Below are 13,646 nucleotides of genomic sequence, written 5' to 3'. Positions count from 1 at the left end.
TCGGTGGCGTCTTCGGACAACGTCTACGACCTGTACCAGCGCGGGACCGCCCTGCTGGAAGGCGGCGATTATCACGCCGCCACCGTCCCGCTCGCTCGCGCCCGCGATCTGGAGCCCGACAAGGCCTCGATCCGCGAGGCGCTCGGTCGGGCCCTGTTCCACGCGCAGCGCTACAGCGAGGCGGCCACCGAGTTCGAGGCCGTCGTCGAGCGCGCGCCGACCAACGACTACGCGCTCTTCTGCCTGGGGCGCAGCCTGCAGCAGCTCGGCCGCCACCAGGAGGCGCGCCACCCGCTGGCGCTGGCCGCCCAGCTGCGCCCGGAGCGCGGCGACTACCGCCGCTACCGCGACCAGGCCCGCCGCCGCGCCTAGCCACCGCCGTTGTCCGCTCGAGCCCGCATGGCGGGTCGGATCGGACAACGGGCGCGGCGCGGGCGGGCGCCGGTGTCGGCTCCGCGGCCCACGCTCCTTCGCTGCCCATCGCCCGCGGTACGCACCGGCCGGCAAGCGATCGCGGCCGCCGCGGGCGCCGTTGTCCGCTCGAGCCCGCATACCGGGTCGGATCGGACAACGGGCGCGGGCGTCCGCGCGCCGCGGGCGCCGTTGTCCGCTCGAGCCTGCATACCGGGTCGGATCGGACAACGGCACGGCGCGCGCGGGCGCCCGTGCCGGCGCCGCGGCCCACGCTCCTTCGCTGCCCATCGCCCGCGGCACGCACCGGCCGGCAGGCGATCTCGGCCGCCGCGGGCGCCGTTGTCCGCTCGAGCCCGCATGCCGGGTCGGATCGGACAACGGGCGCGGGCGCGCGCGGACGCCCGCCTAGCTCGCGACCAGGCGCCGCAGGTCGGCGGCCGCGGCGACGAGCACGCCGAGCAGGCGATCGAGCTCGGCCGGCGTGATCGCCGCCTGGGGGAGGTCGCCGACGACCCACACCGCGCCCGCGCCCGTGTGGGCGTAGCGGACGAGCGCGAGCGACCGGTTGCGAAACAGCAGCTCGTGCTCGTCGACCTGGCCGGGACCGACGACCTCGGCCTGTGCCCGCAGGAGTCCCTGGTGGAGACGCAGGCCGACATGGAGCGGCCAGCCGGCCACGTCGGCGGCGCTCAGACCCCACTCGCCGGGGGCCACGCGACGGGTCTCCGCCTCCACCTCGGACAGGTATGCATCGATCACGGCAGCGCTCATGCAGGCCATCCTCGCAGCGATTTCGACCCGACCCGCCCTGCTACGCTCAAACACACAGCTTTCGTTGCCGGCCGCAGGGCCGGAGCAGTACCGGAAGTGGGCGATAGCCCGCTTCTTTTTGTTTCCAGGACCAGTTCGACGGAGGAAGGAGGGAAGCCATGCACCCGATCCAGACGCAGATCGAGGGACGTCTCGCTGAGGCCGCCCCCGACGTCGAAGTGCTGCTCGCGGAGGTCTCCGGCGAGACCGTCCGCCTGTTCATCGATCACCCCGACGGGGTCACCCTCGAGCTCTGCGAGCAGGTCACCCTCCTGCTCCCCGACGTGCGTGAGCGCTTTGCGCTGGAGGTCTCCAGCCCCGGCATCGAGCGCCCGCTGTCCAAGCCCGCCCACTTCCGTCGTTTCCTCGGTCGCCGCGCTCGCGTGCGCACGCGGGAGGCCCGTGACGGCCACCGGTCCTTCACCGGTGAGCTCGTCGGCGCCTCCGACAGCGAGGTGACCATCGCCGCCGCCAGCGGTGTCGTCGCGATTCCCTACGACGACATCTTCCGTTCGAACCTCGTCGAGGAGTAGCCCACCATGTCCCGGGAAGTCATTGAGGCCATGAGCGTGCTCGCGCGCGAGAAGGGCATCTCCACCGAGAAGCTCATGCTCGCGCTGCAGGATGCGCTCCTGGCCGCCTACAAGAAGCAGCCGGGTTCGGCGAAGTACGCGCGCGTCGAGCTCGACTCCGAGACCGCGGACTTCCGCGTGATCGAGCTGATCATCCCCGAGCGCCTCGAGGCCCAGCTGATCGTCGAGACGATCGACGAGGGCACGACCGTCGACCCCGAGACGGGGGAGATGCGCGAGCCCGAGGACCCGGAGATCGACCCGGTCAAGTTCGAGCAGTACAAGGACCAGATCGACGAGCGCGACGTCACGCCCGACGACTTCGGCCGCATCGCCGCGCAGACCGCCAAGCAGGTCATCCTGCAGCGCATCCGCGAGGCGGAGCGCGACATGATGTACGAGGAGTACCGCGACCGCGTCGGCGAGCTCGTCACGGGCATCGTCCAGCAGAAGGACGCGCGCTACACCCTCATCCAGCTGCGCGAGCGCGTCGAGGCGCTGCTGCCCAAGTCCGAGCAGGTCGAGGGCGAGCGCTACGAGCACAACCAGCGCGTCAAGGCGGTCATCAAGGAGGTCTCGCCCTCCACCAAGGGGCCGAGCATCATCGTCTCCCGCCGCGACCCCGAGCTGATCAAGTCGCTGTTCGAGCTCGAGGTCCCGGAGATCGCCGACGGCCTGGTCGAGATCGAGAACGTGGCCCGCGAGCCCGGCTACCGCAGCAAGATCGCGGTCGTCTCGCATGCCGACGGCGTCGATCCGGTCGGCGCCTGCGTCGGCCCGCGTGGCTCGCGCGTGCGCATGGTCGTCTCCGAGCTGCGCGGCGAGAAGATCGACATCATCCCCTACAACGACGAGCCCGCCCGCTTCGTGGCCAAGGCGCTCAGCCCGGCGCGCGTGCGCGAGGTGCTGGTCGACGACGAGGCCAAGCAGGCGACCGTCATCGTGCCCGACGACCAGCTGTCGCTGGCCATCGGTCGCGAGGGGCAGAACGCGCGCCTGGCCGCGCGCCTGACCGGCTGGCGCATCGACATCAAGTCAGAGACCGAGTACGCGGCCGAGGACCACGGCGGCGGTGGCGGCGAGGACGACACCGGCGACGGGCGCTGCCACGCGATCCTGGCCAACGGCCGGCGCTGCCCGAACTCGGCCCTGTCGAGCTCGCGCTACTGCGGCCTGCCCGCCCACCAGGCGCTCGTCGACTACGACACCGACGACGTCACCGTGCTCACCGGCGAGGACGAGGAAGAGGAAGCCGAGTTCGAGGAGACCCTCGAGCTGGAGGAGGCCGAGGCGGCCACCGACGACGCGAGCGACGCGACCAACCCGCTCGAGCCCGCCGTCGACTCCGCCGAGCCCACGGGCGAGGCCGAGGCCTCCTGAGCAACCCGATCAGACGCTGCGCGGGGTGCGGTGAGCGCGCCCCGCAGCGCGACCTGGTCCGCCTCGCGCGCCTCGAGGACGGTCGCGCGGTCTTCGACCGCGACCGTCGTCTGGGCGGACGGGGCGCCTGGATCCACCCTGACGCCGCGTGCCTGGAGCGCGCGGCCCGGCGCGGCGGACTGTCGCGCGCCTTTCGCGCGCGAGTGACGTCCGCGCCCAACCATCTTCTAGACTCGGATTAGCCAATGGCAAAGAAGCGCATCGCGGACATCGCGGAAAAGCACGGCCTGAACGCCAAGGACCTCAGCAAGCAATTGCAAGAGGCGGGCTTCAGCGTGCCGTCACCCAACTCCACCATCGACGAGAAGCTCGCGCTGAGCGTCGTCAAGGCCAACGAGCCGACCAATGGTGCCAACCATCCTCAGCGCATCGGCGACCTCCCGCCCGATCAGCAGCGCAAGCGCCCCGCGTCCACCGGCGGCCAGGGTGGCCAGCGGTCCGGCGGACCGGGCGGCCAGCGCTCCGGTGGTCCGGGCGGTCAGCGTTCCGGCGGACGTCCTGACGGTCGGGGACCCGGTGGTCCCGGCGGTCGCGGTCCGGGTGGTCCCGGCGGTCGCGGTCCCGGTGGTCCGGGCGGCCGTGGCCCCGGTGGTCCCGGCGGTCGCGGTCCGGGTGGGCCGGCCTCTTCGGGTGCCGGCACGCGCACCCCGGGCGCCGGCGGCGCCGGTGGCGCGGGCGGTGCCGGTGGTGCCGCAGGCGCGCGTCCGACGCGCGACGACCAGCGCACCGGCGAGCGCGCTCCCGGCCAGGCCGGCGGGCGCCGTCGCGTCGTCATCGACTCGCAGGCCGCACGCCGCGGTCCCGGCGGCCCGGGTGGCCCCGGCGGACCCGGTGGCGGACCCCCGCGCCGTCCGCCGCGCTCGCGTGGCCGCCGCCGTCGCGGCACGTACGACGACACCGTCCAGCCGCTCGACGTCCGGGCGCAGGGCGCGATCGACAAGGTTCGCGTCAACTCGGGCTCGACCGTCAAGGACGTCGCCGAGTACTTCGGCGTGCCCGTCCCCGAGGTCATCAAGAAGCTGATGCTCCTCGGCGAGATGGCCACGCTCACGCAGACGCTGTCCGACGACGCCATCCAGGTGCTGGCCGACGAGTTCGATCGCGAGATCGAGATCGTCCACGCCGCCGATGACATCGACGCCGAGCCGGTCTACGAGGACGACGAGGCCGATCTGGTCGAGCGTCCGCCCGTGGTCACGATCATGGGCCACGTCGACCACGGCAAGACGTCGCTGCTGGACGCCATCCGCGACACGTCCGTCACCGCGGGCGAGGCCGGCGGCATCACCCAGCACATCGGCGCCTACCAGGTGCGCCACAACGACAAGGCGATCACGTTCCTGGACACCCCGGGCCACCAGGCGTTCACCGCCATGCGCGCCCGCGGCGCCAGCGTGACCGACATCGTCGTGCTCGTGGTCGCCGCCGACGACGGCGTCAAGCCGCAGACCGAAGAGGCGATCGACCACGCGCGTGCCGCGGGGGTCCCGATCGTCGTCGCGGTCAACAAGATCGACAAGGAGGGCGCGGACCCGACCCGGGTGCGCACCGAGCTGACGACCCGCGACCTGCAGCCGGCCGAGTGGGGCGGCGAGACCGAGTACGTCGACGTCTCCGCCAAGACCAAGCAGAACCTCGAGGACCTGCTGGAGACCATCCAGGTCGTCACCGACCTGCAGGAGCTCAAGGCCAACCCGGACGCCGAGGCCTCCGGGCACGTGATCGAGTCCAAGCTCGATCCCGGCCGCGGCCCCGTGGTCACCGTCCTGATCGACCGCGGCACGCTGAAGGTCGGCGACGCGCTCGTCGCGGGCGGCGACTGGGGCAAGGTCCGCGCGATGGTCGACTACAAGGGCGACCGCGTGAAGGAGGCCCGTCCCGGCGATCCGGTCGAGGTGCTGGGCTTCGACGGCGTCCCCGAGGCCGGGGACTTCGTCCACGTCGTCGAGAGCGACAAGCGCGCCCGCGTGCTGGCCGCCGAGCACGCCAACCGGCTCAAGACCGAGTCGATCGCGCGCCGCTCCGGCCGCAAGGTCTCGCTGGAGGACGTCTTCGCCCGCGCCAAGCAGGGCGACTCCAAGGAGCTCAACCTCGTCGTCAAGGCCGACGTGGCCGGCTCGCTGGAGGCGCTGGAGGACGAGATCGCCAAGCTGCCGCAGACCGAGGTCTTCGCGCAGGTGATCCACCGCGGTGTCGGTGGCATCAACGAGTCCGACATCATGCTCGCCGCCGCGTCCGACGCGGTCGTGATCGGCTTCAACGTGCGCCCCGTGGGCGACGCCGCGCAGATCGCCGAGCGCGAGGGTGTCGAGGTGCGGTCCTACTCGATCATCTACCGCGTCATCGAAGAGCTGCGCGCGGCCATGGAGGGCATGCTCGAGCCCGAGGAGGTCGAGGAGTCGATGGGTCGGGCGGAGATCCGCCAGACCTTCCGCGCCTCGCGCATCGGCGTCATCGCCGGCTCGTACGTGACCGAGGGCCTGATGCGCCGCGGGGCCAAGTGCCGCCTCGTGCGCGACGGCACGGTCGTCTACACCGGCGAGATCGAGTCCCTGCGTCGCTTCCAGGAGGATGCGCGCGAGGTCCAGACCGGGTTCGAGTGCGGCATCGTGTTGCGCAACTTCCAGGACGTCAAGGAGGGCGACGTCCTGGAGGCCTACGAGACCAAGCAGGTCGAGCGCGAGCTGTCCTAGCCGCGCGCCTGCTGGTCGAGGACATAGGATGAGCAACGACCGCATGCGCCGGGTCGATGAGGCCGTACGCCAGGTCGTCAGCGACGCCGTGGCGCAAGATCTCAAGGACCCGCGCGTTGGGTTCGTCACCGTGACCGATGTCAAGACCAGCCCCGATCTCCGCCATGCCCGCGTCTTCGTCAGCGTCCTCGGCGACCGCAAGGTGCGCGAGGCGTCGATCGAGGGCCTGGAGTCCGCTCACGGCTTCCTGCAGCGTCGCGTCTCGGCGGAGCTGCGGATGAAGAAGACGCCCGAGCTGCACTTCGTGCTCGACGAGATCACCGAGAACGCGTTCCGCCTGGAGAAGATCATCAAGCGTGAGGTCGGCGAGTGAGCGTCCAGGGCGTGGGCACCCGCGAACAGGTGCTCGACGAGCTGCGCACCGGCGAGCGCTTCCTGCTGGTCAGCCATGAGAACCCCGACGGCGACGCGCTCGGCTCGCTGATCGCCACGCACGAGATCCTCAAGGCGATGGGCAAGGACACGCTCATGTACCTGGCCGAACGCGACTTCCCGCTGCCCTACGAGTACCGCTTCTTCCCGCTGGACGACCTGGTCACCGCGCCGCCGCCGGACGTGTCGGAGCGGACGATCGTCTTCCTGGACTGCGGCAACGCCGATCGCAGCCCGATCGACGTGGCCGGCGCGCACGTGCTCAACGTGGACCACCACCACGACAACACGCGCTTCGGCAACGTCAACCACGTCGTCGACGACGCCTCGTGCACCGCCGAGATCATCTGGGACCTGATCGGCGACCTCGGGGTGGAGACGACCACGGAGATCGCCACCGCGCTGTACGTCGGCCTGGTCACCGACACCGGTCGCTTCATGTACGAGTCGACCGGTCGCATGGCGCACCTGATGGCCGCCGACCTGATCGACCACGGGGTCGACGTCGAGCGCATCTACCGCCGGCTGTACGAGGACGTGCCGTTCGCCAAGGTCGAGCTGCTCGGGCGGGCGCTGGAGCGCGTGCAGCGCTTCGACGGCGGCGCGCTGACCTTCACCTACGTGACGCTCGAGGACTTCGCCCAGACCGAGGCGGAGGAGAGCTACACGGAGGGCATCGTCGACCACCTGCGCGCCGTCGAGGGCACGAAGGTCGCGGCCGTCGTGCGCGAGCGGAGCTCGTCTCCGCCCACCCGCAAGGCCTCGCTGCGCTCCACCGACGGTGCCGTGGACGTGAGCGCGATCGCCCGCGCCCAGGGCGGCGGCGGACATCGCCGCGCCGCCGGCTTCTCGACCGAGCTGTCGATCGACGAGATCGCCGCGTTCCTGCGCGCGGCGGTTGCCGAGCAGCTGAGCTGAGCTCAGTTGAGCCGCGCCAGCAGGGTCATCGCCTCCCGCTCGTGACGTTCGGCGACGGCGCGCGGCGCCGGGAGCAGGAGCCGCAACTGCGCGGCGTGGATCGCGCGACCCAGGTCGCACCAGTGCTCGTAGGCGCCGACGAGGTCGTCGAGCACCAGCAGCGCGGTGTCCTGGGGCGAGCCGACGTCGAACGGGACGGCGATGCCCACCCGGCGAGCGACCTCGCTGCGCACGACGCCGAGCAGCAGCCCGGAGCCGCGCCGCTCGCGCAGCACGACGTCGAGCATCAGCTCGGAGGGGTCGCGGCCGTCGTCGGGCAGCTCGCTGAAGGTGTCCAGGACGTCGACCAGCGCGGCCAGCTCGGCGGGCGCGCCGACGGCCATCGGATCGACCCGCTCGGCCAGCCGATCGAGCCGGGTCAGGGCGGCGTCGGCGTCGATCTCACCGAACTCCCCGGCCAGGGCGAGCAGCAGCTCGTCCAGCGGCGGGTCGGGGGCTTCGGCGAGAATCCGGAACGGCTCCACAATCACTCCTCTCAAGATGCCCATACGCAGCGCGGCCGTCGCCGGTTCAACGGCGACAATGGACCGATGGACGACGGCGTGCTGCTGATCGACAAGCCCGCGGGGCGCACCTCGCACGACGTCGTCGCCGCCGTGCGCCGCGAGCTGGGCGGCCGGCGGGGCCCGAAGGTCGGTCACGCGGGCACGCTGGACCCGTTCGCCACGGGCCTGCTGCTCGTGCTCGTCGGCCGGGCGACGCGGGCGCAGCGCTTCCTGATGTCCCTGGGCAAGGCGTACGAGACGGTGGCCCGGCTGGGGTGGACGTCGACGACCGGTGACATCGAGGGCGAGCTCGTCCACACGGGGCGCGTGCCCGCCCTCGACGGTCCGCTGCCGACCGGCCGCCTGCGCCAGCGCCCGCCGGCCTACTCGGCGGTCCACGTCGACGGCAAGCGCGCCTACGCGCTCGCGCGGGCCGGGGTCGAGGTCGAGATCCCCGAGCGCGAGGTCGACGTGGCCCGCTTCGACCTGCTGTGGCGCGAGGACGAGCGCGCCGGGTTCGCGATCGAGTGCTCCAGCGGGACCTACGTGCGCTCGCTGATCGCCGACCTGGGCGACGCGTACTGCCTGGAGCTGCGGCGCACGCGCATCGGGCCGTTCGCGATCGAGGACGCCGATCCGGCCCGTCCGCTGCCCTTGGGCGACGCGCTGGCCGCGGTCATGCCGGTGGTCGAGCTGGCGGGCGACGACGCCCGGCGGGCGGGCTACGGCGTGGCCGTGGAGCACCCGGCAACCGGGTTCGTGCTGCTGCGCGACGAGGCCGGGCCGATCGCCGTCGCCGAGCCCCGAGAGGGCGGCATGCTCAAGCCCGTCGTAGGCTTCCGCTCCGCATGAAGGTGACCCGCCTCCCCGACGTCGAGCCGCGCGCGCGGCGCGTGGCCGTCGGCACGTTCGACGGCGTCCATCTCGGCCACCGCGAGGTGATCGCCGGCAACGACACGGTGCTGACGTTCGACCCGCACCCGTTGTCGGTGATCGCGCCGGGCACCCAGCCGCGCCTGCTGACGACGCTGGAGCGCAAGGCCGAGCTGTTGGGCGCGATGGGCGTGCAGGAGGTCGTGGTCGTGCCGTTCGACCGCAGTTGGGTCGAGCACAGCGCGCAGGCCTTCGTGGACGAGGTGCTGGTGGCCGGGCTGGGCGCGACCCACGTGAGCGTGGGGGAGAACTTCCGCTTCGGCCACAAGGCGGCCGGCGACCCGGAGCTGCTGGCCTCCGACGCGCGCTTCGAGACGCGCGTGGTGCCGATGCTCGAGGTCGACGGCGAGATCGTCTCGTCCAGCCACATCCGCGGCCTGGTGTCGGGTGGGGCGGTCGAGTACGCCGACCGGCTGCTGGGCGCGGCCTTCCAGGTCCGGGGACCGGTGCGGCACGGCGAGAAGCGCGGGCGCACGCTCGGCTACCCGACCGCGAACCTCGTGCCGCCCGAGGGGTTCGTGACGCCGGGGCACGGCGTCTACGCGTGCGTGGCCAACGGGATTCCGGCCGCGGTGAACATCGGCGTGCGGCCGATGTTCGAGACCGGGCTGGGCGAGCTGATCGAGGCCTATCTGATCGACTGGAGCGGCGATCTGTACGGGCAGGAACTGCGGATCGACTTCCTCAAGCGGCTGCGCGGCGAGCGCCGTTTCGAGAGCGTCGAGGCGCTCGTCGAGCAGATCGGCCAGGACGTGGTCGAAGCACTTGCTACCGTAAGCGGCCGAAAATGACCCTGACTGCTGAACGCAAGGCCGAGATCGTCGCGAAGTACGGGGAGTCCCCCGAGGACACGGGCAACACCCGTGTTCAGATCGCGCTGCTCACGGTCCGCATCAACGAACTCACCGAGCACCTCCGCGCGCACAAGAAGGACCACCACTCGCGCCGCGGCCTTCTCATGCTCGTCGGCCAGCGGCGTCGCCTGCTGGGCTACTTGCAGAAGAAGGACCTCGAGGGATACCGCGAGCTCATCCGCGAGCTCGGTCTCCGTCGGTGAGCGATCTCATCCAGCCGGGCACACCGGCACCCGAATTCTCCCTCGCCACGGAAGAGGGCGACACGTTCACCCAGGACTCGCTCCAGGGGCAGACGACCGTGCTCGTGTTCTACCCGTTCGCCTTCTCGCCGGTCTGCACCGACCAGCTGCAGGTCTACGAGCAGGTGGCCGACGAGTTCGCCGCGCGTGACGCCAAGCTGTACGGCGTCTCGACCGACGCGACCTGGTCCCAGGCGGCGTTCAAGGAGAAGCTCGGCGTCAACATCCCGCAGCTGTCGGACTTCGAGCCCAAGGGCGAGACGTCCAAGAAGCTCGGCACGTTCTTCGAGCCGGCCGGCATGACGAACCGCGCGATCGTGATCTTCGGTCCCGACGGCACCGTCAAGTGGTCCTACGTCGCGGAGTCCCCGGGCGACCTGCCCGGCGCGAACCTGATCATCGAAGCGCTCGACGCGTAGCGCGTCCCGCTCGCCCGTCGTCGGGCGGGTGATCGCCGTTCAGCCCGCCAGCAACGCCGGGACGGCCTCGGCCCGCGCGTCGAAGATCGTTCGCAGGTCGCGCTCGACGAGCGCCCGGCGGGCCACCTCTCCGAGCCAGCCGAAGCCGATCGCGTAGCGCACAGTGTCGCGCATCAGCGTGCCCTCGGCGGTCTCCTCGAACGTGTGCGTGTGGTGCCAGAGCGCGTACGGACCGCGCACCTGGACGTCGACGAAGCGCACCGACGGCTCCCAGGCCTGGATCGACGTGAGCCAGGAGATCGGGATGCCGTGCAGGCGCAGGCGGTACTGGATGAGCGTTCCGACGCGCATCTCGATCGGCTCAGGCGTGACGACGCGGAAGTGCAACAGCGGCGGTGTGATCGCCTCGAGGTTGCGGGCGTCGGCGAAGAAGGGGAACACCTGTGACGGCGTCAGTCCGCGCAACAGCTGCTCGCGCTGCAAGATGTGTGTTCGCATGGGTCTTGATGTACGTACGGACGACCACGTCCGCGGGTCCACCGGTGAGGTGGTGATCGTCCACGCCGACTTCACGTGTCCGTACTGCGCGCTGGCCCACGCGCGCCTCACCGAGCGCGAGGCGCAGACGCCCAGCCGGCGCGTGTTCCGGCACATGGCCCTGACCGCCAAGCATCCGCGCGCGGTCGCGCTGGCCTGCGCGGCCGAGGCCGCCGACCGCCAGGGCGCGTTCTGGGCCTTCCACGACGCCGTCTACGCCGACCAGGGCCGCATCGACGACCCGCACCTGTGGGCGCTGGCGGAACGCCTGGGCCTGGATCTCGATCGATTCGAGCAGGATCGGCGCGATCCGGCGGTGCTCGCGCACGTGCAGGCGCAGACGAAGGAGGCGGTGATGGCCGGTGCGATGACCACGCCGACCTTCCTCCGCGATGGACGCCCGGACCCGGCCCTCTACAATGTCCTGGTTCGCACTAGAGAGAACGAAGCAAAGACGCGATCCGCCTCCGAGCGCGGATCAACAGAGAGGTAATACATATGAGCAGTAACGACGCCGTCACCCGTGTCACCGTTGACATCGCGGGTACCGAGATCTCGTTCGAGACCGGCAAGTTGGCCAAGCAGGCCTCCGGCGCAGTGGTCGTCAGCTCCGGCGACACCGTGGTGCTGAGCACCGCGACCGCGGGCAACATCCGCGACGTGGACTTCCTCCCGCTGACGGTGGACGTCGAGGAGCGCATGTACGCCGCGGGCAAGATCCCCGGCTCCTTCTTCAAGCGTGAGGGTCGTTCCGGCGAGAAGGGCACCCTGACCGCTCGCATGATCGATCGTCCGATCCGGCCGCTCTTCCCCAAGGGCTGGCGTTTCGAGACGCAGCTGGTGACGATCCCGCTGTCGATCGACCACGTGCATCCGTACGACATCCTGGCCATGAACGGCGCGTCGGCGGCCCTGATGATCTCCGACATCCCGCTGCCCTTCCCGGTCGGCGCGGTGCGCATCGGCAAGATCGACGGCAACTTCGTCGTCAACCCCAACGAGGAGGACCTCCTCGAGAACACGGACCTGGACCTCATCGTGTCCGGTTCCGAAGAGGCCATCCTGATGGTCGAGGCCGGCGCCAACGAGGTGCCCGAGGCCGAGATCCTGGACGCGCTCGACATCGCGCATTCGGCCATCAAGAAGCTCTGCGCCGCGCAGCGCGAGTTGGCCGAGAAGGCCGGCAAGCCCAAGCGCGAGTTCGCCGCCCCGGCGATCGACGAGGGTCTGCTGGAGGCCATCAAGGGCAGCCACTACGGCGCCCTGGACGCGGCCACGCAGATCGAGGACAAGCTCGACCGCCAGAACGCCACCAACGCCGTCGAGGCCGAGGTCATCACGGCGCACTCCGGCGATCCGGCCTGGGAGGGCTACACCGAGCAGCGCGCTCGCGTCGTCGCCGCCTTCGCCAAGCTCGAGAAGCAGATCGTGCGCGAGCGCATCGCCGTGCACAAGAAGCGCCCCGACGGCCGCGGCGAGCGGGAGATCCGTCAGATCACCGTCGAAGCGGGCGTCCTGCCGCGCACGCACGGCTCGGGCCTCTTCACCCGTGGCCAGACGCAGGTCCTCTCGGTGGCCGCCCTGGGCACGCTGAAGGAGGAGATGCGTCTCGACACCCTCGGGCTGGAGACGAAGAAGTACTACTGGCACCACTACAACTTCCCGCCGTTCTCGGTGGGCGAGGCCGGCCGTCTGGGCGGTCCCAAGCGCCGTGACATCGGCCACGGTGCGCTCGCCGAGCGCGCCCTGGTGCCGATGGTCCCGTCGATCGAGGACTTCCCGTACACGATCCGCGTCGTGTCCGAGACGCTGGAGTCCAACGGCTCCTCGTCGATGGCCTCGGTGTGCGGTTCGACGCTGGCCCTGATGGACGCGGGCGTGCCGCTGAAGGCTCCGGTCGCGGGCATCGCGATGGGCCTGATCAAGGAGGGTGACGAGTACATCGTCCTCACCGACATCGCCGGCGTCGAGGATCACCTCGGCGACATGGACTTCAAGGTCGCCGGCACGGAGGCGGGCATCACCGCCCTCCAGATGGACATCAAGATCACGGGCGTCACGTTCGACATCCTGCGTGACGCGCTCACGCAGGCCCGTGAGGCGCGCATGACGATCCTGGGCAAGATGGCCGAGATCATCAGCCAGCCGCGCAGCGAGCTGTCGCTGTACGCGCCGCGGATCCAGCAGATCCAGGTGGACCCGAGCCAGATCGGCATGATCATCGGCAAGGGCGGCGAGACGATCCGCGGGCTCCAGGAGGAGTTCGAGTCGCAGATCGACATCAACGACGACGGCATGGTCCTGATCTACTCGGCCAACGGCGAGCTGGGCAACGCCCTGCTCGAGCGGCTGACGGCGATGACCAAGGAAGTCGAAGTCGGTGACGAGTTCGCCGGCAAGGTCGTCAAGACGACCACCTTCGGCGCCTTCGTCGAGCTGACCAAGGGCACCGACGGCCTGCTGCACATCAGCAACGTCAAGCCCGGTGAGCGCGTCGACACGGTCGAGGACGTCCTCAACCGCGGTGACGAGATCAAGGTCCGCGTGGTCGAGGTCGACCGCGAGCGCGGCCGCATCGGCCTGCGCCTGTCCGAGGACCCGGCCATCGCCGGCAAGTCCAAGGACGAGCTCGCGGCGATCGGCGCCGGTGGCGGCGGTGGCGGCAACGGCGGCGGCCCCCGGGGCGACCGCGGTGACCGTGGCGGCCGAGGCGGAGACCGTGGCCCGCGTGGCGGCGGCGACCGCGGCGGCGAGCGTGGCGACCGCGGCTCGGGCCGCCCCCGCCGTGGCTCCAACCGCGATCCCGAGCGCAGCTGAGCCAGGTTCGCTTCACGACG

General features: G+C 70.9%; 16 protein-coding genes. 13 read left to right on the top strand and 3 right to left on the bottom strand.

Annotated features, from left to right (window positions below):
* The first annotated feature begins 3 nt into the window (after positions 1-3).
* Positions 4-372, top strand: a complete 369-nt coding sequence (locus ACZ5UI_RS08445) for a tetratricopeptide repeat protein (protein WP_464196187.1) — start codon at positions 4-6, stop codon at positions 370-372.
* A gap of 447 nt (positions 373-819) precedes the next feature.
* Here the strand turns inward: ACZ5UI_RS08445 and ACZ5UI_RS08440 are convergent, their stop codons facing one another.
* The gene (locus ACZ5UI_RS08440) at positions 820-1,185 is read right to left on the bottom strand and encodes a hypothetical protein (RefSeq protein ID WP_464196185.1); all 366 of its coding nucleotides are present in this window, start codon (positions 1,183-1,185) and stop codon (positions 820-822) included.
* A gap of 158 nt (positions 1,186-1,343) precedes the next feature.
* Here ACZ5UI_RS08440 and ACZ5UI_RS08435 point away from each other — a divergent pair, with 158 nt between their 5' ends.
* From ACZ5UI_RS08435 to ACZ5UI_RS08410, 6 genes are read left to right on the top strand one after another with little or no spacing between them, the layout of a single operon-like run.
* On the top strand, positions 1,344-1,757 hold the full coding sequence (locus ACZ5UI_RS08435) for a ribosome maturation factor RimP (RefSeq protein ID WP_464196183.1): 414 nt from the start codon (positions 1,344-1,346) through the stop codon (positions 1,755-1,757).
* Positions 1,758-1,787: 30 nt separating this feature from the next.
* The gene (gene nusA / locus ACZ5UI_RS08430; protein ID WP_464196181.1) at positions 1,788-3,176 is read left to right on the top strand and encodes a transcription termination factor NusA; all 1,389 of its coding nucleotides are present in this window, start codon (positions 1,788-1,790) and stop codon (positions 3,174-3,176) included.
* Positions 3,173-3,418: a YlxR family protein gene (locus tag ACZ5UI_RS08425; protein ID WP_464197790.1), complete on the top strand. Its 246-nt coding sequence runs from the start codon at positions 3,173-3,175 to the stop codon at positions 3,416-3,418. Before nusA ends, ACZ5UI_RS08425 begins: the two co-directional genes overlap by 4 nt.
* 3 nt (positions 3,419-3,421) lie before the next feature.
* On the top strand, positions 3,422-5,929 hold the full coding sequence (infB, locus tag ACZ5UI_RS08420) for a translation initiation factor IF-2 (protein WP_464196179.1): 2,508 nt from the start codon (positions 3,422-3,424) through the stop codon (positions 5,927-5,929).
* Between the two features lie 43 nt (positions 5,930-5,972).
* Positions 5,973-6,302 carry a 30S ribosome-binding factor RbfA gene (gene rbfA / locus ACZ5UI_RS08415; protein WP_464196177.1) on the top strand — a complete coding sequence of 110 codons (330 nt, stop codon included), beginning with the start codon at positions 5,973-5,975 and terminating at the stop codon, positions 6,300-6,302.
* Positions 6,299-7,279: a DHH family phosphoesterase gene (locus tag ACZ5UI_RS08410; protein WP_464196175.1), complete on the top strand. Its 981-nt coding sequence runs from the start codon at positions 6,299-6,301 to the stop codon at positions 7,277-7,279. The genes rbfA and ACZ5UI_RS08410 overlap by 4 nt, the downstream gene beginning before the upstream one ends.
* Positions 7,280-7,281: 2 nt before the next feature.
* On the opposite strand, the gene ACZ5UI_RS08405 is transcribed toward ACZ5UI_RS08410, so the two are convergent.
* Positions 7,282-7,803 (bottom strand): transglutaminase family protein, encoded by a 522-nt coding sequence (locus tag ACZ5UI_RS08405; protein ID WP_464196173.1) that lies wholly within the window; start codon positions 7,801-7,803, stop codon positions 7,282-7,284.
* Positions 7,804-7,869: 66 nt separating this feature from the next.
* Between ACZ5UI_RS08405 and truB the strand changes: the two genes are divergently transcribed.
* Genes truB through ACZ5UI_RS08385 form a run of 4 tightly spaced genes read left to right on the top strand, consistent with a single transcriptional unit; the run spans position 7,870 to position 10,272 of the window.
* Positions 7,870-8,676, top strand: coding sequence for a tRNA pseudouridine(55) synthase TruB (gene truB, locus ACZ5UI_RS08400; RefSeq protein WP_464196171.1), 807 nt, complete (start codon positions 7,870-7,872; stop codon positions 8,674-8,676).
* A complete protein-coding gene (gene ribF, locus ACZ5UI_RS08395) occupies positions 8,673-9,548 on the top strand; it encodes a riboflavin biosynthesis protein RibF (RefSeq protein WP_464196169.1) in 876 nt (291 codons plus the stop codon). The genes truB and ribF overlap by 4 nt, the downstream gene beginning before the upstream one ends.
* Positions 9,545-9,814, top strand: a complete 270-nt coding sequence (gene rpsO / locus ACZ5UI_RS08390; protein WP_464196167.1) for a 30S ribosomal protein S15 — start codon at positions 9,545-9,547, stop codon at positions 9,812-9,814. Before ribF ends, rpsO begins: the two co-directional genes overlap by 4 nt.
* The gene (locus tag ACZ5UI_RS08385) at positions 9,811-10,272 is read left to right on the top strand and encodes a redoxin domain-containing protein (RefSeq protein WP_464196165.1); all 462 of its coding nucleotides are present in this window, start codon (positions 9,811-9,813) and stop codon (positions 10,270-10,272) included. The genes rpsO and ACZ5UI_RS08385 overlap by 4 nt, the downstream gene beginning before the upstream one ends.
* A gap of 39 nt (positions 10,273-10,311) precedes the next feature.
* On the opposite strand, the gene ACZ5UI_RS08380 is transcribed toward ACZ5UI_RS08385, so the two are convergent.
* On the bottom strand, positions 10,312-10,770 hold the full coding sequence (locus ACZ5UI_RS08380; protein ID WP_464196163.1) for an SRPBCC family protein: 459 nt from the start codon (positions 10,768-10,770) through the stop codon (positions 10,312-10,314).
* Here ACZ5UI_RS08380 and ACZ5UI_RS08375 point away from each other — a divergent pair.
* Both ACZ5UI_RS08375 and ACZ5UI_RS08370 read left to right on the top strand, forming a co-directional pair.
* On the top strand, positions 10,769-11,302 hold the full coding sequence (locus ACZ5UI_RS08375; RefSeq protein ID WP_464196160.1) for a DsbA family protein: 534 nt from the start codon (positions 10,769-10,771) through the stop codon (positions 11,300-11,302). The two genes, ACZ5UI_RS08380 and ACZ5UI_RS08375, sit on opposite strands and share 2 nt — an antisense overlap.
* A gap of 5 nt (positions 11,303-11,307) precedes the next feature.
* Positions 11,308-13,626: a polyribonucleotide nucleotidyltransferase gene (locus ACZ5UI_RS08370; RefSeq protein WP_464196158.1), complete on the top strand. Its 2,319-nt coding sequence runs from the start codon at positions 11,308-11,310 to the stop codon at positions 13,624-13,626.
* Positions 13,627-13,646 lie beyond the last annotated feature (20 nt).

The sequence above is a fragment of the Conexibacter sp. JCM 18997 genome, assembly GCF_055391915.1.
The sequence above is the reverse complement of the archived record's forward strand: the minus strand, read 5'-3'. Positions and strand labels throughout refer to the sequence as shown.

Coding starts and splice junctions, on each gene's coding strand:
- ACZ5UI_RS08370 (WP_464196158.1), top strand. CDS start 11,308: ATGAGCAGTAACGACGCCGTCACCCGTGTCACCGTTGACATCGCGGGT.
- ACZ5UI_RS08375 (WP_464196160.1), top strand. CDS start 10,769: ATGGGTCTTGATGTACGTACGGACGACCACGTCCGCGGGTCCACCGGT.
- infB (WP_464196179.1), top strand. CDS start 3,422: ATGGCAAAGAAGCGCATCGCGGACATCGCGGAAAAGCACGGCCTGAAC.
- rbfA (WP_464196177.1), top strand. CDS start 5,973: ATGCGCCGGGTCGATGAGGCCGTACGCCAGGTCGTCAGCGACGCCGTG.
- truB (WP_464196171.1), top strand. CDS start 7,870: ATGGACGACGGCGTGCTGCTGATCGACAAGCCCGCGGGGCGCACCTCG.
- rpsO (WP_464196167.1), top strand. CDS start 9,545: ATGACCCTGACTGCTGAACGCAAGGCCGAGATCGTCGCGAAGTACGGG.
- ACZ5UI_RS08380 (WP_464196163.1), bottom strand. CDS start 10,770: ATGCGAACACACATCTTGCAGCGCGAGCAGCTGTTGCGCGGACTGACG.
- nusA (WP_464196181.1), top strand. CDS start 1,788: ATGAGCGTGCTCGCGCGCGAGAAGGGCATCTCCACCGAGAAGCTCATG.
- ACZ5UI_RS08435 (WP_464196183.1), top strand. CDS start 1,344: ATGCACCCGATCCAGACGCAGATCGAGGGACGTCTCGCTGAGGCCGCC.
- ribF (WP_464196169.1), top strand. CDS start 8,673: ATGAAGGTGACCCGCCTCCCCGACGTCGAGCCGCGCGCGCGGCGCGTG.
- ACZ5UI_RS08440 (WP_464196185.1), bottom strand. CDS start 1,185: ATGAGCGCTGCCGTGATCGATGCATACCTGTCCGAGGTGGAGGCGGAG.